Here is a 20,967-nt window from a genome sequence, read left to right as displayed (position 1 = left end):
TTTACGCAACCAATTACCAAATAGGCATCTTTAAAAGTACCAGTAACTTGATTTTTTGTTAAATAATGGTCATTAAAAAGATATTTTTCGTAATTTTTGCCGTTATATTGATGGTGTCCTGCTCGGATGATGACAGCTATGCGTACCATTATGAGTTGCTGCCTATTGAAGATGCCCTGGTACCAGAAGAGTTTATTCACGGAGAAGTCTATGATCTCTCTGTAAAATATATAGTACCTAATGACTGTTATGTCAATAGTGATATACTATATGAATATGATTTAGATGCAAGAAATGTAGCTGTGATTTCACTTGTTATTGAAAGTAACGATTGTGAAACCATAGATCTTGAACAAGAGCTCACCTTTAAAGTTCATGCTTTACAGAAGAGCCCGTATATTTTCAGATTCTGGCAAGGAGATGATGATAATGGAGACCCTATTTATTTAACCATAGAGGTCCCGGTAATTAATTTAAGTGAAGAAAAAGCCAATGAGTTTAAAGAAACTCATATTAAAATGTAAAAACGGAGATATCATCTCCCAGTCTGAGGTATACCACCTTTTCTCTGGTAAGCTATTTGCTATATGCTTGAAATATTCCAAGACACAGCAAGAAGCTGAAGATAATTTACAAGAAGCTTTTATCACTATTTTTAAAAAAATTGATCAGTTTCGCTTCAAGGGTTCCTTTGAAGGGTGGATGAAGAGGATAGTAATCAATACAGCCTTACAGACATATCGTCAAAAGAAGGTGTTGAACTTGGTTGAAGAAAATTATCCGGAAGAAGTTGAAGTTGAAATAAATGAAAGTGATATTTCACTTGATTATTTATTGAAAATTATTCAGGAATTACCTGAGAGATACAGAATGGTATTTAACCTTTATGTCTTAGATGGTTTTTCTCATAAAGAAATATCCCATATGCTTCATATAGCAGAGGGAACGTCAAAATCAAACTTGTCTCGTGCAAGATTAATTTTAAAAGAAAAAGTTGAATTAAGTCAGCAACAAAAAAATGCAGGGTTGTTTTAAACAATCTTAAAAGTAAATGTTAGAAAGAAAAAACATAGACAGGGTTTTTCAAGAAAACTTAAAAGATTTGGAAATTTATCCAAGTAAGCGAGTTTGGAATAAAATTGAAGGCTCATTAAATGGTAAAACTGCAAGGCCTCCAATTGCTCTTTGGAAAAGGCTAAGTGGTATTGCCGTAATGTTTGCCGCTGTAATTACAGCTGGCTTGTTCTTTCTTAACAATGATGCGGTTCCGGCAATTAGCCAACCGTTAAGTGAATCAGAAACAAAGGATGTTGATAATAAAAAAGAAACTCCTTTAACTCCTGTTTTTGTCAAGCCTTCTACTGAATTGGCTGAAAATTCAGATGAAGTAAAAATCAACAGAAAATCAGGTAAACCCATATTTATTAAAAAACCGAATAATAAGGTAATCGTAACCGACAATGAAATAGCTTCAATGTATTCTAGTATTGAAGATAAGTACGTCGTGGATAAGGATGATTTTCTTGATAACATAAATGAATCTCAATCGATTGCTGACCGAATGGACGAAATTCCTGAGAAAATTAATACCCGCAATACTACCATCGACAAAAAATGGTCTGTAGGACCAACTGTTGCTCCAGTCTATTATAATTCTCTCCAAAATGGATCTCCATTAAATGATGATTTAACAAACAATTCGAAAAGCTCAGATAACGCGCTTTCTATTGGAGTAAAAGTAAATTACCAGGTTTCAAATAAATTCTTTATTCAATCTGGTGTTAACAAGGTTGAATTAGCCTATAATACACAAGATGTAAATGCCGTAATTTCTTCATCCAAAAGCGCCTTTAACAATATCAATACCGACAAGCCGGGTGTGATTCTGACCCCTGTAAATAAGTCAGCTGGTGGTAGTAGTAATGAACTCAATAAATCAAGCGTTAGTGGAGAATTAAATCAGTCGATTGAATATTTTGAATTACCGATTGAAATGAAATACAATCTTTACGATAAAAAAATAGGACTGAACCTGGTTGGTGGTTTTAGTACCCTTATTTTATCTAATAATTCAGTCTCAATGATAACTCCTACATCCGTGACTGATTTGGGGGGCGCTAATAACTTAAACGACATTAATTTTAGTGGAAATGTCGGTGTCGATCTTGATTATAAAATCAGTAAAAGCTGGTATTTAAATGTAGCACCTATGTTTAAGTATCAATTCAATACTTATTCGGGTAATTCCGGGAATTTCAGACCTTACTATTTTGGTCTTTATTCAGGCTTGAATTACAAGTTTTAATAGCTTGTTTCTTCAATTCACTTATCCCTCTCTAATTAAGAAATTCTTATTTTTCTTACATTGATTTTAAATATTTATAAATAATAGCGAATTCTTACGCTAAATCCTATTAATTTTACATTTCTATACATCTTAGGGATGTAGACTTTAAGGACAATTAATAATATAAAAAATAAAAGTATGGGATTAGTCGCAACTGATTATGGAATCAAGGAGGCCTTGGCTCAATTAGGCGTAATAGAAATCAATGATGGGAGTTCCACAGGATCAAATTTTTTCTCCAATGGAGAACTCTTATCCTCCTTTTCACCAGTTGATGGTAAGCTAATAGCAAAAGTTAAAACTACCACCGCTGAGGATTATGAAAATGTTTTGTCCACTGCAAGCGATGCATTTCTTGAATGGCGAAAAGTACCGGCTCCTCAAAGAGGAGAAGTGGTGAGGCAGTTTGGTGATAAATTAAGAGAGTTAAAAGACCCTCTTGGAAAACTGGTTTCATACGAAATGGGAAAAAGTCTTCAGGAAGGTTTGGGAGAAGTTCAGGAAATGATTGATATCTGTGATTTTGCAGTTGGACTATCCAGACAATTACATGGACTGACAATGCACAGCGAGCGCCCTGGGCATAGAATGTATGAACAGTATCATGCTTTAGGTATAGTTGGTATCATTTCAGCATTTAACTTCCCCGTTGCAGTTTGGGCATGGAATACAGCCTTGGCATGGATTTGCGGAGATGTATGTGTGTGGAAACCTAGTGAGAAAGCACCACTTTGCGGAATTGCCTGTCAAAATATTGCAGCACAAGTTTTTAAAGCCAACGGCTTACCAGAAGGTATCTCTTGCTTAATTAATGGTGATTACAAGGTTGGTGAAATGATGACCTCTGATCAAAGAGTGCCATTGGTATCTGCTACTGGTTCAATTCGAATGGGTAAAATCGTTGCTCAAAAAGTTGCCGGACGACTTGGAAAATCACTTTTAGAATTGGGAGGGAACAATGCCATCATTGTGAGCCCTGATGCGGATATTAAAATGACTATTATTGGGGCCGTTTTCGGAGCCGTTGGAACAGCAGGACAACGATGTACTTCAACCAGAAGGCTAATCATTCATGATAGCATTTATGATAAAGTTAAAGATGCTTTAGTTGAAGCCTATTCTCAATTGCGTATTGGAAACCCTCTAGATGAGAACAATCATGTTGGCCCATTGATTGACGTTGATGCTGTTAATATGTATAAAAAAGCGATTGAAGAAGTTGTTAAAGAAGGAGGGAATTTATTACTTGAAGGCGGTGTTTTAGATGGAGAAGGTTATGAAAGCGGTTGTTATGTTAAACCGGCAATTGCTGAGGCTAATAACAAATTTAACATTGTACAACACGAAACATTTGCCCCTATATTATATCTTTTAAAGTATTCAGGAGAATTACAGAATGCCATAGCACTTCAGAATGGAGTTGTACAAGGTCTTTCATCGGCCATTATGACAAATAACCTGCGAGAGGCTGAAATGTTTCTTTCAGTTGCCGGTTCTGATTGTGGTATTGCTAATGTGAATATTGGAACTTCTGGTGCTGAAATCGGAGGTGCTTTTGGAGGTGAAAAAGAAACAGGTGGAGGTCGTGAATCAGGATCAGATGCCTGGAAGGTCTATATGAGAAGACAAACTAATACGATAAACTACACTGCAGACTTACCTTTAGCGCAAGGGATAAAATTTGATCTCTAACATCGGGATATACCAAAAAAAATCGCCCCGATCCCTCGGGGCGACATTTGGTTGAAATAAATCAACCAAAATCAACTAACCAAACCTTATTTTAAATATTTTTAAAGCGTTTTTTCTATCCTAATATAATTCTAACGCAATCTGTTTCCTTTTGTTGTTGTCTTTACAATGAAATTTCAATCTTATTTCAATTTTTTAGTTGTCTCAAAAGACCAGCATGACAACTTTTTGGCTCTAAATAGCTATTACAAAATAAATGCTTCTTTTTCTAAATTATCACAATCAAATGTTAAAGTTTATCTATTTATTTTTGCAAAATAAAACCAATCTTTTCACATTCTTAAACAAATCAATATTCGTGCCAACTTCAGAATAAAATCTCTACAAAAATGTTAATTTAATACTAAAATTTATAGGTGGCATTTTATCATTAAACACTACAAACCACTAAATAATAGTTGATTAGTCGTGAATAAATTTAATCCTTACGCCAATAAATCAAAGCCATATCTCAAAATATTCTTAACGAATATATATTTATTCGCCTATTATATCAGACAATTTAACCTCTCTCTATGATACGAATGCGGCGCAATTTTTCTGCCAGCCGAGCAGGTAAAAAAAGGGCTAAAAAAATATACTATTCTGGACAGATTTACGTTATTATTTAATGAGTTTAATCCTTTAAACTTTTGCTATGAAAAAAATAATTATTACCCTGTGTATTCTACTGGGTCCAGTCTCAATTTATGCCCAATCTTTTGACGGAAAAGGCGATACTAAAATTAATATTGGTTATGAAGCTTATGGCTACGGAAATGGTGTCAGGGCAACTTATGACTATGGTTTAAGTGAACTTTTTGCGATAGGTGCAGGAGCAAGTGTCTATTTTAATGATGACGAAAATGACTACTTTATTTATGCCAGAACCCAAGTTCATCTCGGTATTGCTTTTGACATGTCTTGTAAATTTGACTTATACCCTGGTATTGAAATTGGATATTTATCAAGTGAAAAAATAGGTGTTGGCGGATATATTGGATTCCGATACTTTATCACCAAGAAAGTTGGCTTATTTGCCGAACTTGGTAACAATGGATCCGTAGGTATAAGTTTTAACGTCTAAATCAAGGCATATAAACCTTATCTAGCTGCTTGATGCCTGTGATTTTATGATATCCTTCAAGTCCATTGACAGAGTACAGTAAAATCGCCTCATCATCCTCAATATCAAATGGAATCTTTTTATCCTGAGTAGCTGGTTTATTGCCATACTCTTCTGCTGGGTCTTTATGCATCACATTCTCCCTTTCTCTAAACTTAGCAAAGTTTCCTTGAATGGTAAAGCCATAGCTATTGAATTCAGGACTAACATCGTACTCGTGATTCTGAAAATATACTTTTGAAAAAGAGATGTTTGTAGAGGTGGTCTTACCCTTAAAGGTTATTGTAGTTCCTTGTGTTCCCTTTTGGCCTCCTACCCAATAAAAATAAGTTTTTTCAACAATATCAAAAGGTGCTGAAGTCTCTAAACTTTGACTTTTGCATCCTATTAGGATTACAGAAAGAACAAATGAAAATAAATAGATGTTGAATGATTTCATCAGGTTACTCAATTAATATATGTTAATATGCCCTTTCTTTTTTCCCTTCATAAAAATTCATAAAAGCCTTGTTTACGACCTTCATTCCTCCTGGAGTTGGAAAATCTCCAGTGAAGTACCAGTCACCGGTATGATTTGGACAAGCTTTATGTAAATTTTCAATGGATTGGAAAATGATCTTTACCTCCGAATTGATTTGCTTCGTTTTCAAAAGTTCTGCAATTTTATCAGAAATTTGCTCCGCTGTGAATGGCGCATAGATTTCCTTTACATGATTTTCAGGACGCTCTTCATGCTGACTTTCCTTGCACTTATTATAAACCTCTTCAATTAAATGATACTGGTCTGTATCTTTTAATAATTCTAAGGTCGCTTTAAAGGCAATGAATTCATCTATTCGAGCCATATCTATCCCATAACAATCAGGGTATCTAATTTGAGGTGCAGAAGAAACTACGATTATTTTTTTAGGGTTTAACCGATCCAAAATTTTAATAATACTCTTTTTAAGCGTGGTCCCTCTAACAATACTATCATCAATAATAACCAGGTTATCATTTGGTTTTACCACTCCATAAGTCACGTCATAAACGTGGGCAACCAGATCATCCCTGCTATTATCATCTGTAATAAAAGTCCTTAGTTTGGCATCTTTAATGGCAATTTTTTCAATTCTAGGACGCTCTGAAAGAATCTCTGTCAACTTTTGTGCAGAAATATTCTTTTTACCGTTTAAAATGGTTTCGAGCTTATGTTGATTTAAGTATTCCTCGGCAGCTTCAGTCATTCCGTAGAAAGACGTTTCAGCAGTATTAGGGATATATGAGAAAACTGAATTCGAAATGTCATTATTAATCGCCTCCAAAACTTTCGGAAAAATATACTTTCCTAATTTTTTCCTTTCCTGATATATAGAAGCGTCACTTCCTCTTGAAAAATAAATTCTTTCAAAAGAACATGATTTTTTTGGAAGCTGGTCCATGACCTGCTTCATACTAACAGTTCCATCTTTCTTAATAATCAAAGCATGAGCTCTTTCAATTTCTTTGACATCGTCAAAATCGACATTAAAAACGGTCTGTATAACTGGTCTTTCAGAAGCAACAACAACCACCTCATCATCTTGATAAAAGTAAGCGGGACGTATTCCTGCAGGATCTCTCAACACAAAGGCATCACCGTGACCTATCATTCCTGCCATGGCATAACCTCCATCCCAGTTTTTAGATGCTCTTGATAATATTCTTTGAACATCTAATTCCTTCGCTATAAGTGGCGAAGCTTCTTTTTTATTAATTCCTTCTTGTTTGAATTTATAATACAGATCTAAAACCTCATCATCCAAGAAGTGACCAATTTTCTCCATAACGGTTACGGTATCGGTATTTTCTTTTGGATGCTGTCCTAATTCTATAAGTTCTTTTAACAGAACTCCTGAATTAGTCATATTAAAATTTCCAGCAACGATAAGGTTTTTATGCTTCCAGTTGTTTTGCCTTAAAAAAGGGTGAACACTTTCAATACTGTTATTCCCAAAGGTGCCATATCTAACATGGCCTAAATAAATATTTCCTAAATAAGGCATATTTGCCAATTGCCAATCCAGGTCATTCGCCTTATCTGGATGCTCCGCTAATAAATCGTTAAGACGAGAATTAATCTTGGCAAAAACATCTTGAATCGGTTGTTGCTCATTCGATCTAACCCTGCTAATATATCTTGTACCTGGCTCAACATCAAATTTGATGCTTGCAAAACCGGCACCGTCCTGGCCCCTGTTATGTTGCTTTTCCATTAACAGGTACATCTTATTTATCCCATAAAAAGCAGTCCCGTATTTGTCTTTATAATACTGAAGAGGTTTGAGCAATCTTACCATTGCAATTCCACATTCATGTTTTAAAGCATCACTCATTTCCTTTGACTATTAGTGTGTTAATTCTATTTCAAATTGAGTTAGTTCTTTGAATTGTTTCAACCTTTGTTGAACTTCATCCCTATTTAGGTTCTCCATTCTTTCAATTCCAAATTTCTCAACACAGAATGAAGCAAAATTTGAACCATAGATTACAGCCCTTTTCATATTCTCAAATGAAATATCCTGAGTACTGGCTAAATAACCAATAAACCCTCCGGCAAAAGTGTCACCGGCTCCAGTTGGATCAAAAACTTCTTCCAATGGAAGCGCAGGGGCAAAGAAAGCATCTCCGTTATTAAACAATAGAGCGCCGTTTTCTCCCTTTTTAATTACCACATATTTAGGGCCCATTGCATGTATCTTCTGAGCTGCTTTAACTAGGGAGTACTCTCCACTAAGCTGTCTTGCCTCTTCATCATTTATCGTAATGACATCAATTTTTGCAATAACCTCCATCAATTCGTCCATGGTATTATCCATCCAGAAATTCATGGTATCAAGTACAACCAATTTAGGCCTATTCGGAATCTGATTTATCACAGACATTTGCACTGCCGGGTGTAAATTTCCTAGCATTAAAAAATCGCAATCTTCATAATTCTCAGGTACTACAGGATTAAAGTCTGCTAAAACGTTAAGATCTGTAATTAGCGTATCTCTTGTATTCAGATTATAATCATATTTTCCGCTCCAAAAAAAAGTCTTCCCTTCTTTGACTACTTCAACTCCAGTCAAATCAATATTTCTGTCACGAAGCATTTGTAAATATTTCTCAGGAAAATCTCCTCCTACAACCGAAATAATTCCAGCGTCTAATCCAAAATAGGAAGCCGACATACCAATATACGTGGCAGCCCCGCCTAAAATCTTATCTGTCTTACCAAAAGGTGTTTCAATTGCATCAAATGCAACAGTTCCAACGATTAATAGTTTTCCCATATCAATTCAAATTACTTATTTTTGCAAAAATAAGTTTAAAAAATGACTATTAAAGAATTACAGGAAGAAATTATCGAGGACTTCGATCTATTCGATGATTGGATGGAACGCTATGAGTTCATTATAGAAAACGGCAAATCACTTCCTCAAATTGACGAAGGCAACAAATCAGACGACAATATCATAAAGGGCTGTCAATCAAAAGTTTGGCTACATGCCGACGATATTGACGGAAAACTGCAATTTACAGCTGATAGCGATGCCATTCTTACTAAAGGAATTATTTCACTGCTTTTGAAGGTTTATAATAATCAAAGCCCTGATGACATTTTAAATAATGACCCCTATTTTATTGATGAAATTGGTTTAAAGGAACATTTATCTCCAACGCGTGCCAATGGACTCTTGTCAATGGTAAAACAAATAAAGCTCTTTGCCCTTGCCTATAAATCGAAAAACTCCTAGTACTTGATATTTTGTTGTGAATATGCATTAGCTTATCTTTGCCCTTATTTAGAATGATTTTAAAGAACCGCCATGAACGAAAAAACAAAGGAAGATCTAGGAGAAAAGATTGTGGAAATGATCAAAACTATATTTGATCCTGAAATTCCGGTAGATATATATGAATTAGGATTGATTTATGATGTTTTTGTCAATGAAGAAACCGATGTTAAGGTTTTAATGACATTGACTTCCCCTAATTGCCCGGTAGCAGAGACGCTTCCTATGGAAGTAGAGGAGAAAATAAGATCAATTGAAGAAGTTAGAAATGCAGAGGTAGAAATCACTTTCGACCCTACCTGGACACAAGATATGATGAGTGAAGAAGCCAAATTAGAACTCGGTTTTTTATAAATATCATCTCAAAATAAAAATTAATGTCAGGAGAAATAATCAATAGAGTTGCAAACAGCAAACTAATAACACTCGATCTGGAGGATTACTATCCATCCGGGGACAGAGTGAAACTTGATATTAGTGATTGGTTATTTGAAGGAATCATTTTAAAAGAAAAGGATTTTAGAGAATCGGTAAAGGAACATGACTGGAGTGCTTATCTCAATAGTTATGTTGCTGTTGTATGTTCTACTGACGCAATTATTCCCTCCTGGGCTTATCTGCTTATTAGTGCTTCATTGACCCCATTTGCAAAGAAATTTGTGATAGGTGATCTGGAACTTCTTGAAAATATAATTTTTCAAGAGGTTATAGCAACTATTCCAGTTGACCAATTCGAGGGGGCCCCAGTTATTATCAAGGGTTGCTCTGAGAAAAACATTCCAAATTCAGCTTACGCCCAACTAACTCAAAGGTTGGTGCCTGTAGTAAAATCATTAATGTTTGGTGAAGCCTGCTCAAGTGTACCTTTATTCAAAAAGAAATCATAGTACTATTGTTTCTCCTCTATTTTGATTATTTTTGCCGCTTATAAACCTAATAATTTTCCCCCATGAAAAAATTTATACTAGCCTTATCCTTTATTATTGGATTTAGTAGTTTAAACGCACAAACAAAAGAAGAACTCAAAGCCTTACAAGCAGTAAAAAACGACTCAATTGCTGTCCTTCAAGGAAAAGCTGATGCCATTCAAGGCGAAATAGATGCCTTACCCGGTTGGCGCTTAAAAGCAACAGGAACCATTGGCGGTAGCGTTTCTGGCTTTAATAATTGGTATTCAAAAGAAACTCCTAACTCATCTGTCGGTAATTTTGGTATCAATATTAATGCCTATGCTGATTTAATTGAAGACAAATTTTTCTGGAAGAACGCAACGAATATAAATATTGGTTGGGTAAAATTTGATGACAAAGATGATGATTCAGATAGTGACGCCTATGAAGTGTCAACTGATGTTTTCAGCCTTAGTTCATTATATGGATATAAAGTCTCAAAGACATTTGCCGTATCTGCTTTGATGGAATACAGGTCAACCTTGGTTAATAATTTCAACGATCCAGGATTCCTAGATATTGGTGTGGGTGGAACCTGGACTCCTATCGAAAATTTAGTTGTGGTGATTCATCCAGCCAACTACAATTTTGTATTCAGTAGTGGAGATTCTCAATATGATTCTACTTTTGGTGCTAAGGTAGTAGCTGATTATACCAAAAGTTTTAAAGGTATAAATCTGAAATCTAACTTATCTGTATTTATGAGTTATGAAGGTTCTGAATACTCAAATTATACATGGACCAACTCATTTAGTTATACATTCTGGAAGTCTTTGGGTGTAGGATTTGATTTTGGATTGAGAAAGAACAAGCAAGAAGCACTTAATTATGCCTTGGATTCAGATCCTGACGCTACTTTTGATTCAATTGATAATGACTTGCAGTCGTATTGGTTACTTGGTTTAAACATTACGCTTGACTAATAGTTTTTGCGTATTTTTATAACAACTCAAAGATTTTGTCTACCTTTTTAGCACGAAATTTAATTTATACATTAGTCTAAAAAAAGATAAATGACGTTATTAATCGTATACGGAGTTCTATCAATTTGTTTTTCTTTTCTCTGTTCAATTCTTGAAGCAGTTCTTTTAAGTGTTACACCCACTTTTATTACTGTGAAGATAAATGAAGGCAAATCGTATGCAAAAATCTTAAAGAAGCTTAAGGAAAGAATTAACCAGCCCTTAATTACGATTTTAACTATCAATACCATTGCCCACACTGTTGGGGCAATTCTAGTTGGGGTTCAGGCAGAAAAAACTTTTGGCTCAGGAAATAACGCCTTGGGTATTGTTTCTGCCCTTATGACTTTCCTTATTCTGGTTTTATCCGAAATAATTCCAAAATCAATAGGTGCTAATTATTGGAAAAGCCTGGCGAATTTTTCAACTAAAATGATTGTGCTTTTGATGTTTCCATTGAAATATACCGGTATTTTGTGGTTGCTCGAATTTACAACAAGGATCGTTGGTAAAAGCGAACATGACACAAACGTGAGTCGAGAAGATTTCCATGCCATGGCCGATATTGCGCAGGAAGAAGGTGTATTTCAGGAATCTGAAAGTCAGGTGATCAAGAACATTATTGATTTTAGAAACATGGCTGTAAAAGATATCATGACGCCAAGAACGGTGATTAAAACAGCTCATGAACAAATGAAAATCAGAGACTTTTACGATAAAAATCCCAAGCTCAAATTTTCGCGGATACCGATCTACAAAGATTCACCTGATGATATCTCTAGTTATTTTTTAAAAGATGAATTGTTCGAATCGATTATCGATGGTAAAGGAGACATGGAATTAAAAAGTATTTCAAGAGAAATATTTGTTTCAAACAGGGAGACCCCTATTAAGAAATTATTTGATCAACTAATTGATAAACAAGAGCATATCGCCATTGTTGTTGACGAATTTGGCACAGTAAGTGGCATTGTTTCGCAGGAGGATATCATTGAGACCTTACTCGGATTTGAGATCGTTGATGAGAGCGACGGAGATGAAGATCTTCAAGTATTGGCTCGCAAACTATGGAAAATAAGAGCAAAACGTTTGGGAATCATTGATGACGAGTCGAATAAAAAAGATTAGCTCTCTGACTCATACTCCTGGTACAAAAAGTCATTATATGGAAATCTGGTGATGTGAATTTTCTTGACTTCTTCAAAAACCATTTTTTTGAACTCTTCTAAATTGTCTTTGTTCAAGGCTGAAATAAAAACACAATGTTTTCCCATTTTGGCATACCAGCTTTTTTCCCAGTCTTCAAGCGTATAGTGCTCCTTACTGCGTTCTGTTGTTAAATCATCTTCATCAATCGTTTCATGCTCAAATGCATCAATCTTGTTAAAAACCATTATTGTCGGCTTATCTGAATCCTCATTTTCGGGCGTGATCTCGCTTATAATTTTGTTGACTGAATCAATATGGTCTTCAAAGCTAGCGTGTGAAATATCAACTACATGTAATAAAAGATCAGCCTCTCTTACTTCATCCAGCGTAGACTTAAAAGACTCTACTAACTGAGTAGGTAACTTTCGGATAAACCCAACGGTATCAGTAAGCAAGAATGGAATGTTTCTTATGACTACTTTTCTTACAGTAGTATCCAAAGTAGCAAATAGCTTGTTTTCGGCAAACACTTCACTTTTACTGATCACATTCATAAGCGTCGATTTCCCAACATTGGTATAACCCACAAGCGCCACTCTGACCATTTTACCGCGATTCTTCCTCTGCATCGCCATTTGCTTGTCAATCTTCTTTAATTTTTTTCTTAATAAAGAAATCTTATCTCTAATAATCCTTCTATCTGTTTCAATTTCTGTTTCACCCGGGCCTCTTAAACCAATCCCTCCTTTTTGACGTTCAAGGTGAGTCCACATTCTTGTAAGTCTTGGAAGCAAATATTGACATTGAGCAAGTTCCACCTGAGTTCTTGCGTAAGACGTTTGGGCTCTTTGAGCAAATATGTCTAGTATAAGATTCGTTCGATCAAGCACCTTACAGTCAAGAATTTTTTCGACATTTCTCAATTGAGCTGGATTTAATTCATCATCAAAAATCACAGTTTTAATTCCAGCATCTTCGATATAAGACCTTACTTCTTCTAATTTTCCGGAACCAATAAAGGTCTTTGGATGCGGGAATTCAAGTTTTTGCACAAAGCGCTTTACAACCTCTCCTCCAGCCGTATAAGTCAAGAATTCAAGCTCATCCAAATATTCTTTAGATTTTTCTTCATTCTGTTCTTGGGTGATCACACCCACCAATACAACGTTTTCAATTTTTGAATCCCTCTTTTCTAACATATCGCAAATTTACAACCCTTTTTATTCTAATCTAATTGATTTTTTCCTATTTTGGACATTCCTTCTATAAATTTCTATGTCACAAACCTTTGCTATAGCCTTTTACAACCTTGAGAACCTCTTTGATCCCTTAGAAAATGACAATACCCTTGACAAGGATTTCACTCCAGATGGTATCTATAACTGGGATGACATTAAATATCGTCAAAAAATTGATAATCTGGCAAATACAATTTCAAAAATTGGTTTAATTCGTAGTGAAACACCACCAGTATTAATTGGAGTGTGTGAAGTGGAAAACGAATCTTGTCTTGAAGATTTAATTCAATCAGAGGCATTAAAAAGCTATGACTATGGTTATGTATTTCATAAGTCATCTGATAAAAGAGGCATACACGTTGCCTTGTTATATCAAAAGAAACATTTTCAAATAACTGATGATAAGGCCATTTCGGTCAACTTTGAGCCACAAATAGATGGGGAAAGTACCAGAGATATTATTCATGTTAGTGGATTGCTTTTTCGCAAACCCATACACCTAATTCTCAACCATTGGCCGTCAAGAACTGATGGAACCAGTAAAACGAACCACAAAAGAATGAGTGCCTCAATAGTGGTCCAAAATATTATTGAAGAAATTAAGAAAGAAGAAGAGGAAGCTAAAATTATCATCATGGGTGATTTTAATGATGAACCCTTAAGTGAAAGCCTACAAGCGTACGCCGAAAAAGGGTTTTTTAACCCAATGGAAATCTTTCAAAAACTAAAAAAGGGATCGGTTAAATTCAAAGGAAAATGGATCATGTTTGATCAAATTCTTTTTAATAATCAACTAAGTGAAGCCAATTGGTTTGATTATCAATCTACTCAAATATATGTTGAGCCCTGTCTGATTCAAAAATCAGGTAGGTATCGAGGCTCCCCAAAAAGAACCTTTTTAGGTAGTTATTATCAAGGAGGTTATAGCGATCATTTTCCTGTATTTATATATTTCAATTCGACACAGGAACTGATTGATTAAAAAGGAGAAATTCTTTTCTTCTAATTTTCAACTCCTAAAATCAAAACATTATCAAGATCATAGGTAGTAGATACTCCGGGATCAGCTCCCAAATATCGAAATCCCAAATGAATTTTTTCTTGAATGCAGCCAATTGGAATTGCGCCTGAGTTAAGAAAAATAGCATTACTACCATCACGAGACCCAATAGAGATTTCGCCTTTCAATTGATGCCAACTTGACTCATTAAAATCTTCTATAAAATCTGTGCTAAACCAAACGGTAAGCACCGACCCTTCTTCAAATGTAGCTCTTGTGTCAAAAGAAAAATAGGCCCCTTTTAGACCAGACAAATCTATCTCAGGGCTTATGAGCCATACATCCATCACATATTCATTTGAATCATATGCAGAAACTTGAACAAAACTATTCTCATTACGGCTTCTTTTCCTAAATCTCTCATTGCCAAAATTGACATTAATATTTTTCCAACCATTTTTTTCAATATCAGCTGTTGTTTTCAAGGCTTCAAAATCTTCATAAAAGATTACGCTCCTTCCCTCCTCCGAAGTAATTTCTTCACACTCAAATAGTATCGGATCACAACGCTGATCATTTGTTAATGTAAGGTCTTCAGGAGAGTTTAAAGTCAAATTAATACTGCCTGAATAGTAGTCTGAACTCAATACCCCCAGTAAATGAAAAGTTTCTGACGGCAATAAATACGAGCTGAAATTAGAATAAGTACTTGTAAATAGATAGGTCTTTGCCAAGGTATTGCATTGCTCGATTATTCTCTCCCCATTAAATTTATCATAAGCCTCTGATGCAAACGATTTACCGAGATCAGATTCTAAAAATTGAACGTTCTTAAGTGCTATAAATCGATTGATCATATTACTTGAAAAATCCTTTAAATCGATTGATTGAGGCACTATTTCAACTGACTCCGTTGATCTAACAATAAACCTATCTAATAATGCCGCTGGAATATCTTCCAACCTATCTCTTACTTGATAACCGACAATAAACTTCCCATTAACCTCTGTTATGCCTAAACCAGCAAAATTGATATATAGTTTTCTGCCAAAATTGTATTTGGCATAATACGATCTCATATCTATTTTTATTTCCAAACCATTCAAGGGATTTTCTGCCAGGTCTTGAACTACTAAAGTTTTATAAAAATTTCCTGCTTCATCACTAGAAATCACATAACAACTGATTACTGTTTGATCATCTTTGTCAAATGTATACGTAGTAAGTTCTGATTGCTTGTATGCAGAAATAACCGCTGCTATGTTACTTGTTTCATTGATCTCAGGCTCCACTATTTCTATGTCGCTAACAGAAATTTCTTGTAGCTCAACACATCCTAAAAAGGAGGATAAATACAGATACCACAAAGCTATTCCAAGTGGGTTTTTCATATTCTGATATACATTGAAGTGAAAAAAGTAGTTCCATAACTAAACCAGTATTTAGGCCCAAACAAAGGCTTTTCTCTATTTTTATCTTCTAGTAAAGTGCGATAATTGGCATTTCTGGATTGTTCATATCCACCCGTTTTATAAACGGAATTCATGAGGTTATTTAAAGAGGCAAAAAAGCCTACATACCAATTTTTAATCTTCCAGGATTTGCCCCCTACAAGATTTAGCGTCATATAATGCTTTAATGATTCTTGCTTCAGCAGACCTTTTGTAATTTCAGGATCGATTCCATTAATTGGCAAGCCATCAGAGTCGAGAAAAAAATTTCTAGTTCTTGCTATGGGAGCGATTGAAATAAAGGATTTGTCAAAAAAGTTAAAGCTTGAACTAAGCCACCAATACTTAGGGCTAGAATACTCAAATCCAAAGGAAAATGCTTTTTGGGGTCCGCCAGAAGCATAGTATCCCTTTAAAAAAGATTTTCCAAGATCCAAGGCTCCTTCAATTGAATTAGAAGTAAGGTATAGTTCAGGATCTGAAGCATATATTGAATTCCCTATCGCAGCAATTCCCCTGAGTTTAACATTTGCTAAAATACGTGCTTCGATAGCGAATTCCAATCCGACATTCTGCTTATCAATTCCTGTAAGAATCTCTTGTACATAGGCACTACTCTCTTGATTCTCCAAACCAGTCAGGCCATCTGCATAGTAGAACGAAATATTCGTTAAACCAGTCAGTTTCAATAAGTATCCAGAAAGTGTTGCCTGAATTACCGGATGCCTCCACATATATTTAAGATCAATGCCATATAGAGCATTTGACTTTAGGTCTTTGACAAGGTCATTGCTAACCCTGACATTTGAAAATGCGTTTTTAATTGTCGGAGCATTTTCAAGGTAATTCGCATTGATCAACAATATATGCCTTCCTGTAAACCTATACGAGAACCCTGCTTTTACCCCTGATGTTATAAAACTGAGTGGGCTGCTTTTCCCTAGAGAGGCGCTCCCAGGATTCGCTCCGTTTTCATAAATACCATTTCTTTGGTAATCAGTCAAAGCCAATTCCACCCCCAAAAAAACATTGCTTTTCTTTGAGGAATGACTTGTCTTCAAAAATATTCTTGACTCCTTCGCTTGCAATGTATAGTGATATCTGAATTTCTCTTTTTCTTCGACAATTCTATTTGGGTTTTTCAGATCGTTTTGGGCTTCATTCAGGTCATCTGCAAAAGAATCTATATCAAGATAGCCTGCCCCTCCCATTAGGTCTTTCATAAAGGCATAATTTTCAAAGGAGAATCTACTCGTGTACAATGAGCCTTCAAACAAAAAATTACTTTTAAAGTCAAATGAAAAATTTGTTTTTAAAGACAGGTATTCACTGTCTTGCCTGTCATCATATAACGCATAAATAGCGTTTTTACCTTCTGGTTGGTTGAGGTTTGCCTCATATAATTCTTCCCATTTTATCTGCCCATTGTTTTTAAATTCTTTTTCTGCTAAATAAGCTTTTGTATAATTAGGATTCGAGGAATCTCTCAAAAAATAACTGGGTAATTTTTGATAATAAGAAGGATCAGGATTGCTTCCTCCTCCAGTTAAAAATTCAGAATTATACGATAAGGAATGTCCGCCATAATCCATCCTGCTTGCACTCGATTGACCAAATTGATACGTCAAATGTGACTGAATTCTCAGCCTTTCATTTAGCCTAAAATCATGATTCAATTGAAATATGGGCTCTAGAATTCTTTTTTCTCTAGAATTCCTTTTTGCGTCCAACTGATAGCCCCAATAAGAATTATACACATTGCTTTTTAACTCAAATACTTCTTGCGTCATAGGTGATGATTTACCTCGTAAGTTATCGGCATAAATTAGGCTTGAATTCAATCGATGTCTTGTACCAAATTCTTTGTCAATTGAAACAAGTAATGATTTCGCATCATAATTAGTTCCTCGTCTAAATCCTTCATCTGCCTTCCTGAAAGATCCTGAAAACATAAATGCCCAGCCATTCTTTAAAAGACCAGTAGCATATGTGAGCATCATCCTACTTTGGTAATTTTTATTAGCTACTGCCATTGAAAACTTGATACTCTTATTTTGTCTGCTCGCTTCGCTATTCATATTTATACTTTTTGCCATTCCGCCAAGGCCATAATTTGTGGCATGCATCTCAGCAAACTGTTCTTGTTTTCTCAAGGCATCATTTAAGCCCCCCCAATTACTCCATTCAGGCCTGCCAGAAGTTATTTTATTCAACGCAACACCATTGAGCATCACAATTCCATGTTCCGAGCCAAGAAATCTGGGTCTGAAAAAATTACTCCCAAAATCATAGGCCGCAGCTCTTGAAAAAACATCCTTCCCGGCAGTTAGTAAGACCGAAATATTATCTATTTCATTAGACCCTCCCTCTACCTCTTCTTGACTCAGTTCAAACCAAGCCTTATTAGAAACCGTCTTCTTTAAACTAATAAGAGATATAAAACCCAGGTCTACATTATCCTGATAAATTGATAATTGTAATGGAATTCTCAACGTTTCATATTCCTCTAACTTACAGACAAGCACTGCTTTCTTTTCGAGGAGTGTATTCATTTCAAAGTAGCCTTCACGATCGGTAAATTGTATTTCAGATTCGTTTTCAATTTGAATACTTACATGCTCTAAATAGTTACTGGAAGCATGATCTACAAACCTCCCCTTGATTTTTATCTGACCTCTAACCGTTAACCCAATTAGAAAATAAATAACAAGGCCAAATAGGGGTTTTATATTCATAAACATGTGTTAACTGATTCATTCTTATTCTTTTGATGTCAATTAATAAATAAGGTAAACAGTCTTTTATAAAGCAGTATTAACTGGCTTAAGATGTTGACTTTCGAAAGGATTGGATATATATAAAGAACTTAATCATCAGTGTTAATGAGATTCTTTTTCATCATCATATTTCTTATTGCTAGTTTTCAAACAAACTGGCAAAATTCAGAGAAGTATCATATCAAAACAATTGGTTTTTATAATGTTGAGAACTTATTTGATACTGTTGACGATTCGTTAACCTTTGATGAAGATTATACACTCAATGGTAAAAATCATTATTCAAAGACAGACTATATAGAAAAGATCAATAAGACGGCTAGAGTGATATCAGAAATTGGCTCAGGCAAGATCAATTCTGGTCCATGCATCATAGGCTTGGCAGAAATTGAAAACTTTAAAGTTCTTGATGATTTAGTTCATACAATCAAACTGCAAAATTTTGCCTATCAAATTATACAAAAAGATTCTCCTGACAGAAGAGGCATTGATGTGGCTTTACTTTATAGAGAAGCAGATTTTCTGCCATTAGAAACCAAATTCATAGAAGTGAGATTATGGAACGAGCGGGGCGAAAGAATTTATACCAGAGATATTCTTTACGTAAATGGAATTCTGGACAATGACGAAATACACATCATTGTGAATCATTGGCCTTCCCGGAGAGGGGGCAAATCCAGGAGCGAAACCAAAAGAATGAAAACCGCATATTTGGTAAGGCAATTGACTGATAGCATCACCTTAGCAAATCCTGAGGCAAAAATATTAATCTTAGGAGATTTTAATGATGACCCGATTGACAAGAGTATCAAAAAAGGCCTCCTAAAACCCATACAGGCAGAAAACAATGTCTTGTACCCATTTTTCAACCCTATGGAAGTCATGTTTAAAAAAGGATGGAATTCAATGTCATACAGGGATGGCCTGCATCTATTTGATCAAATTATACTTTCATCAAATTTAAAAAGTGATAACAGCAGCATCAATGGATATGTGTTTTATCGGGCTGGTATTTATAACCCATCCTATTTAATCTCGCAAAAAGGAAAATACAAAGGTTACCCCTTGAGAAGTTTCGAAAACAATCGCTACGCTGGAGGTTACAGCGATCATTTCCCTGTTTATGTGCAATTAATTAAACCCTTTTCCGACAAATAACGTAAAGAATTTATTCAATGTCCATCTCTTCCACTTCTACAATTTCATTGTTTTCGTAAACTACTTTGGTCTTTTTATCCATGAACCAATAATACCAGGTACCTACTTTTTTACCATGGTCATAAATAGCGACACATTTTCTATTGCCATTAGCGTAATAACTTTCCCAGGACGCGTGTAGTTCGTGTTCTTTAGTCATAAAGCCATGTTGCATAATAGCTCCATCATCATAATAGATCGTAACTTCCAGCAGATCTCCAATGGGTTCTATTTTTTGGTTCTTTGTTTCTTGGGAAAAAGTAAAATTGCAAGAAATTACAAAGAATAAGGAAATGATTATCTTTTTCATTAATTTAGTTCTTTAAAGCCCTGAATAAATATAGGTCGCTTTACGTTTTTTTCCTATGATTTTAATCATAATTTAAACCCTTACGATTGAGCTTATTATCCTTTAAAAAATTGACTATATTCTTTTTGACGCTGATGTTCTATTTCAGTTCTACAATCTCCTCTTTTGCTCAGGATGACTGGATCGAATTTGTAACGATGAAAAAGCAAGGTGTCATGTCAATCACATTAGATTTAAGCCTTGACCTTGCTAAGCCTAATTATAAAAATTTATTGGTAGTCGGAGGGCAGTTCCCAAAATGTTTAAAAAATGGATTTCCTTCTGAAGAGGGCCTGGAGGATGTTTTATCAGTTTCAGACTCAGCCGCTATTATTATTGATAAGATCACTCCAAATAGATTAGTTGGTTTTATAACCTATCAATGTATGGGATTTGACATTTTTTATGTCAAGGATACCGTGGGCCTTAGAAGCGAACTAACCAGAATGTTTAAAAGCAACTTCTCGAAAATTAAACCCTATGTTGAAATCAAAAGAGATAAGTCATGGGATTATTACCATAATTATCTTTATCCCCAGGATTTTTCTGCCGAGTTTTTAGTTGATCAAGACTACCTTCACGATTTAGTTCTTCAGGGTGATGACCTTAAAGGACTTAGAAAAGTTAACCATTGGCTCTATTTTAAAGATGTGGAAAAAAGAAACCGCCTGAGCAAAACCTTAACAAAACTTGAATTTTCTCTTGACTCTATTGCCTATAAAAAAGACAAATCTTTGCCTTATCAACTTACAGTTTCACGTCAAGACTCTATAGATCCCTTTTCCATTTATAAACTAACAACCATGATGAGAAGCCTATCTGTTTCGTCAAAGGGTCAATATGATGGGTGGAGTACTGAAGTAATATCAAAGGATTAACACCTAATAAAT

At 35.1% G+C, this 20,967-nt stretch carries 20 protein-coding genes; 13 read left to right on the top strand and 7 right to left on the bottom strand.

Features of this window, described 5'->3' with window-relative positions:
• Positions 1-65 precede the first annotated feature (65 nt).
• The 5 genes from QWY87_RS02320 to QWY87_RS02300 all read left to right on the top strand — a co-directional run bounded on the left by QWY87_RS02320 (position 66) and on the right by QWY87_RS02300 (position 5,165).
• Positions 66-524, top strand: coding sequence for a hypothetical protein (locus QWY87_RS02320; RefSeq protein ID WP_290287768.1), 459 nt, complete (start codon positions 66-68; stop codon positions 522-524).
• The gene (locus QWY87_RS02315) at positions 493-1,035 is read left to right on the top strand and encodes an RNA polymerase sigma factor (RefSeq protein WP_290287767.1); all 543 of its coding nucleotides are present in this window, start codon (positions 493-495) and stop codon (positions 1,033-1,035) included. The genes QWY87_RS02320 and QWY87_RS02315 overlap by 32 nt, the downstream gene beginning before the upstream one ends.
• Positions 1,036-1,051: 16 nt before the next feature.
• Positions 1,052-2,305, top strand: a complete 1,254-nt coding sequence (locus QWY87_RS02310) for an outer membrane beta-barrel protein (RefSeq protein ID WP_290287766.1) — start codon at positions 1,052-1,054, stop codon at positions 2,303-2,305.
• A 180-nt stretch (positions 2,306-2,485) separates the two neighbouring features.
• Entirely contained in the window at positions 2,486-4,039 is a 1,554-nt protein-coding gene (gene amaB, locus QWY87_RS02305; RefSeq protein ID WP_290287765.1) for an L-piperidine-6-carboxylate dehydrogenase, read from the top strand.
• Between the two features lie 697 nt (positions 4,040-4,736).
• Positions 4,737-5,165 carry a DUF6646 family protein gene (locus tag QWY87_RS02300; protein WP_290287764.1) on the top strand — a complete coding sequence of 143 codons (429 nt, stop codon included), beginning with the start codon at positions 4,737-4,739 and terminating at the stop codon, positions 5,163-5,165.
• A gap of 1 nt (position 5,166) precedes the next feature.
• Here QWY87_RS02300 and QWY87_RS02295 read toward each other — a convergent pair whose 3' ends face one another.
• The 3 genes from QWY87_RS02295 to QWY87_RS02285 are packed head-to-tail and all read right to left on the bottom strand — an operon-like array spanning position 5,167 to position 8,500.
• Complete coding sequence (locus tag QWY87_RS02295) at positions 5,167-5,643, bottom strand: hypothetical protein (protein ID WP_290287763.1); 477 nt, start codon at positions 5,641-5,643, stop codon at positions 5,167-5,169.
• 22 nt (positions 5,644-5,665) lie between these two features.
• The gene (locus QWY87_RS02290; protein ID WP_290287762.1) at positions 5,666-7,558 is read right to left on the bottom strand and encodes an amidophosphoribosyltransferase; all 1,893 of its coding nucleotides are present in this window, start codon (positions 7,556-7,558) and stop codon (positions 5,666-5,668) included.
• A gap of 12 nt (positions 7,559-7,570) precedes the next feature.
• Complete coding sequence (locus QWY87_RS02285) at positions 7,571-8,500, bottom strand: PfkB family carbohydrate kinase (RefSeq protein ID WP_290287761.1); 930 nt, start codon at positions 8,498-8,500, stop codon at positions 7,571-7,573.
• Between the two features lie 42 nt (positions 8,501-8,542).
• On the opposite strand from QWY87_RS02285, the gene QWY87_RS02280 reads away from it, so the two are divergent.
• The 5 genes from QWY87_RS02280 to QWY87_RS02260 all read left to right on the top strand — a co-directional run bounded on the left by QWY87_RS02280 (position 8,543) and on the right by QWY87_RS02260 (position 12,044).
• Entirely contained in the window at positions 8,543-8,965 is a 423-nt protein-coding gene (locus tag QWY87_RS02280) for a SufE family protein (RefSeq protein ID WP_290287760.1), read from the top strand.
• Positions 8,966-9,037: 72 nt separating this feature from the next.
• On the top strand, positions 9,038-9,358 hold the full coding sequence (locus QWY87_RS02275; protein ID WP_290287759.1) for a DUF59 domain-containing protein: 321 nt from the start codon (positions 9,038-9,040) through the stop codon (positions 9,356-9,358).
• Between the two features lie 23 nt (positions 9,359-9,381).
• Entirely contained in the window at positions 9,382-9,891 is a 510-nt protein-coding gene (locus QWY87_RS02270) for a DUF2480 family protein (RefSeq protein WP_290287758.1), read from the top strand.
• A 62-nt stretch (positions 9,892-9,953) separates the two neighbouring features.
• Positions 9,954-10,877 (top strand): DUF3078 domain-containing protein, encoded by a 924-nt coding sequence (locus QWY87_RS02265; RefSeq protein ID WP_290287757.1) that lies wholly within the window; start codon positions 9,954-9,956, stop codon positions 10,875-10,877.
• Between the two features lie 90 nt (positions 10,878-10,967).
• Positions 10,968-12,044 carry a CNNM domain-containing protein gene (locus QWY87_RS02260; RefSeq protein ID WP_290287756.1) on the top strand — a complete coding sequence of 359 codons (1,077 nt, stop codon included), beginning with the start codon at positions 10,968-10,970 and terminating at the stop codon, positions 12,042-12,044.
• On the opposite strand, the gene hflX is transcribed toward QWY87_RS02260, so the two are convergent.
• Positions 12,041-13,264, bottom strand: coding sequence for a GTPase HflX (hflX, locus tag QWY87_RS02255; protein ID WP_290287755.1), 1,224 nt, complete (start codon positions 13,262-13,264; stop codon positions 12,041-12,043). The two genes, QWY87_RS02260 and hflX, sit on opposite strands and share 4 nt — an antisense overlap.
• A 76-nt stretch (positions 13,265-13,340) precedes the next feature.
• On the opposite strand from hflX, the gene QWY87_RS02250 reads away from it, so the two are divergent.
• Positions 13,341-14,285 (top strand): endonuclease/exonuclease/phosphatase family protein, encoded by a 945-nt coding sequence (locus QWY87_RS02250; protein ID WP_290287754.1) that lies wholly within the window; start codon positions 13,341-13,343, stop codon positions 14,283-14,285.
• 20 nt (positions 14,286-14,305) lie between these two features.
• Here the strand turns inward: QWY87_RS02250 and QWY87_RS02245 are convergent, their stop codons facing one another.
• Both QWY87_RS02245 and QWY87_RS02240 read right to left on the bottom strand, forming a co-directional pair.
• Entirely contained in the window at positions 14,306-15,694 is a 1,389-nt protein-coding gene (locus tag QWY87_RS02245) for a DUF5689 domain-containing protein (protein ID WP_290287752.1), read from the bottom strand.
• A complete protein-coding gene (locus QWY87_RS02240) occupies positions 15,691-18,489 on the bottom strand; it encodes a peptidase associated/transthyretin-like domain-containing protein (RefSeq protein WP_290287751.1) in 2,799 nt (932 codons plus the stop codon). Before QWY87_RS02240 ends, QWY87_RS02245 begins: the two co-directional genes overlap by 4 nt.
• Before the next feature lie 147 nt (positions 18,490-18,636).
• Here QWY87_RS02240 and QWY87_RS02235 point away from each other — a divergent pair, with 147 nt between their 5' ends.
• Entirely contained in the window at positions 18,637-19,689 is a 1,053-nt protein-coding gene (locus tag QWY87_RS02235; protein WP_290287750.1) for an endonuclease/exonuclease/phosphatase family protein, read from the top strand.
• A 10-nt stretch (positions 19,690-19,699) separates the two neighbouring features.
• On the opposite strand, the gene QWY87_RS02230 is transcribed toward QWY87_RS02235, so the two are convergent.
• Positions 19,700-20,038, bottom strand: a complete 339-nt coding sequence (locus QWY87_RS02230; protein ID WP_290287749.1) for a toxin-antitoxin system YwqK family antitoxin — start codon at positions 20,036-20,038, stop codon at positions 19,700-19,702.
• Positions 20,039-20,124: 86 nt separating this feature from the next.
• On the opposite strand from QWY87_RS02230, the gene QWY87_RS02225 reads away from it, so the two are divergent.
• Positions 20,125-20,955, top strand: coding sequence for a DUF695 domain-containing protein (locus tag QWY87_RS02225; protein ID WP_290287748.1), 831 nt, complete (start codon positions 20,125-20,127; stop codon positions 20,953-20,955).
• The last annotated feature ends 12 nt before the right edge of the window (positions 20,956-20,967 follow it).

The sequence above is a fragment of the Lutimonas halocynthiae genome (genome assembly GCF_030409835.1).
GTDB lineage: Bacteria > Bacteroidota > Bacteroidia > Flavobacteriales > Flavobacteriaceae > Lutimonas > Lutimonas halocynthiae.
This window is presented reverse-complemented; position numbering and strand designations above follow the sequence as displayed.

Bases quoted from the DNA above. Each gene is read 5' to 3' on its own strand.
- QWY87_RS02285 (WP_290287761.1), bottom strand. From the start codon at position 8,500: ATGGGAAAACTATTAATCGTTGGAACTGTTGCATTTGATGCAATTGAA.
- QWY87_RS02320 (WP_290287768.1), top strand. From the start codon at position 66: ATGGTCATTAAAAAGATATTTTTCGTAATTTTTGCCGTTATATTGATG.
- QWY87_RS02230 (WP_290287749.1), bottom strand. From the start codon at position 20,038: ATGAAAAAGATAATCATTTCCTTATTCTTTGTAATTTCTTGCAATTTT.
- QWY87_RS02235 (WP_290287750.1), top strand. From the start codon at position 18,637: ATGAGATTCTTTTTCATCATCATATTTCTTATTGCTAGTTTTCAAACA.
- QWY87_RS02270 (WP_290287758.1), top strand. From the start codon at position 9,382: ATGTCAGGAGAAATAATCAATAGAGTTGCAAACAGCAAACTAATAACA.
- QWY87_RS02300 (WP_290287764.1), top strand. From the start codon at position 4,737: ATGAAAAAAATAATTATTACCCTGTGTATTCTACTGGGTCCAGTCTCA.
- QWY87_RS02265 (WP_290287757.1), top strand. From the start codon at position 9,954: ATGAAAAAATTTATACTAGCCTTATCCTTTATTATTGGATTTAGTAGT.
- QWY87_RS02250 (WP_290287754.1), top strand. From the start codon at position 13,341: ATGTCACAAACCTTTGCTATAGCCTTTTACAACCTTGAGAACCTCTTT.
- QWY87_RS02245 (WP_290287752.1), bottom strand. From the start codon at position 15,694: ATGAAAAACCCACTTGGAATAGCTTTGTGGTATCTGTATTTATCCTCC.
- amaB (WP_290287765.1), top strand. From the start codon at position 2,486: ATGGGATTAGTCGCAACTGATTATGGAATCAAGGAGGCCTTGGCTCAA.
- QWY87_RS02290 (WP_290287762.1), bottom strand. From the start codon at position 7,558: ATGAGTGATGCTTTAAAACATGAATGTGGAATTGCAATGGTAAGATTG.
- QWY87_RS02310 (WP_290287766.1), top strand. From the start codon at position 1,052: ATGTTAGAAAGAAAAAACATAGACAGGGTTTTTCAAGAAAACTTAAAA.
- QWY87_RS02315 (WP_290287767.1), top strand. From the start codon at position 493: ATGAGTTTAAAGAAACTCATATTAAAATGTAAAAACGGAGATATCATC.
- hflX (WP_290287755.1), bottom strand. From the start codon at position 13,264: ATGTTAGAAAAGAGGGATTCAAAAATTGAAAACGTTGTATTGGTGGGT.
- QWY87_RS02240 (WP_290287751.1), bottom strand. From the start codon at position 18,489: ATGAATATAAAACCCCTATTTGGCCTTGTTATTTATTTTCTAATTGGG.
- QWY87_RS02260 (WP_290287756.1), top strand. From the start codon at position 10,968: ATGACGTTATTAATCGTATACGGAGTTCTATCAATTTGTTTTTCTTTT.
- QWY87_RS02275 (WP_290287759.1), top strand. From the start codon at position 9,038: ATGAACGAAAAAACAAAGGAAGATCTAGGAGAAAAGATTGTGGAAATG.
- QWY87_RS02280 (WP_290287760.1), top strand. From the start codon at position 8,543: ATGACTATTAAAGAATTACAGGAAGAAATTATCGAGGACTTCGATCTA.
- QWY87_RS02295 (WP_290287763.1), bottom strand. From the start codon at position 5,643: ATGAAATCATTCAACATCTATTTATTTTCATTTGTTCTTTCTGTAATC.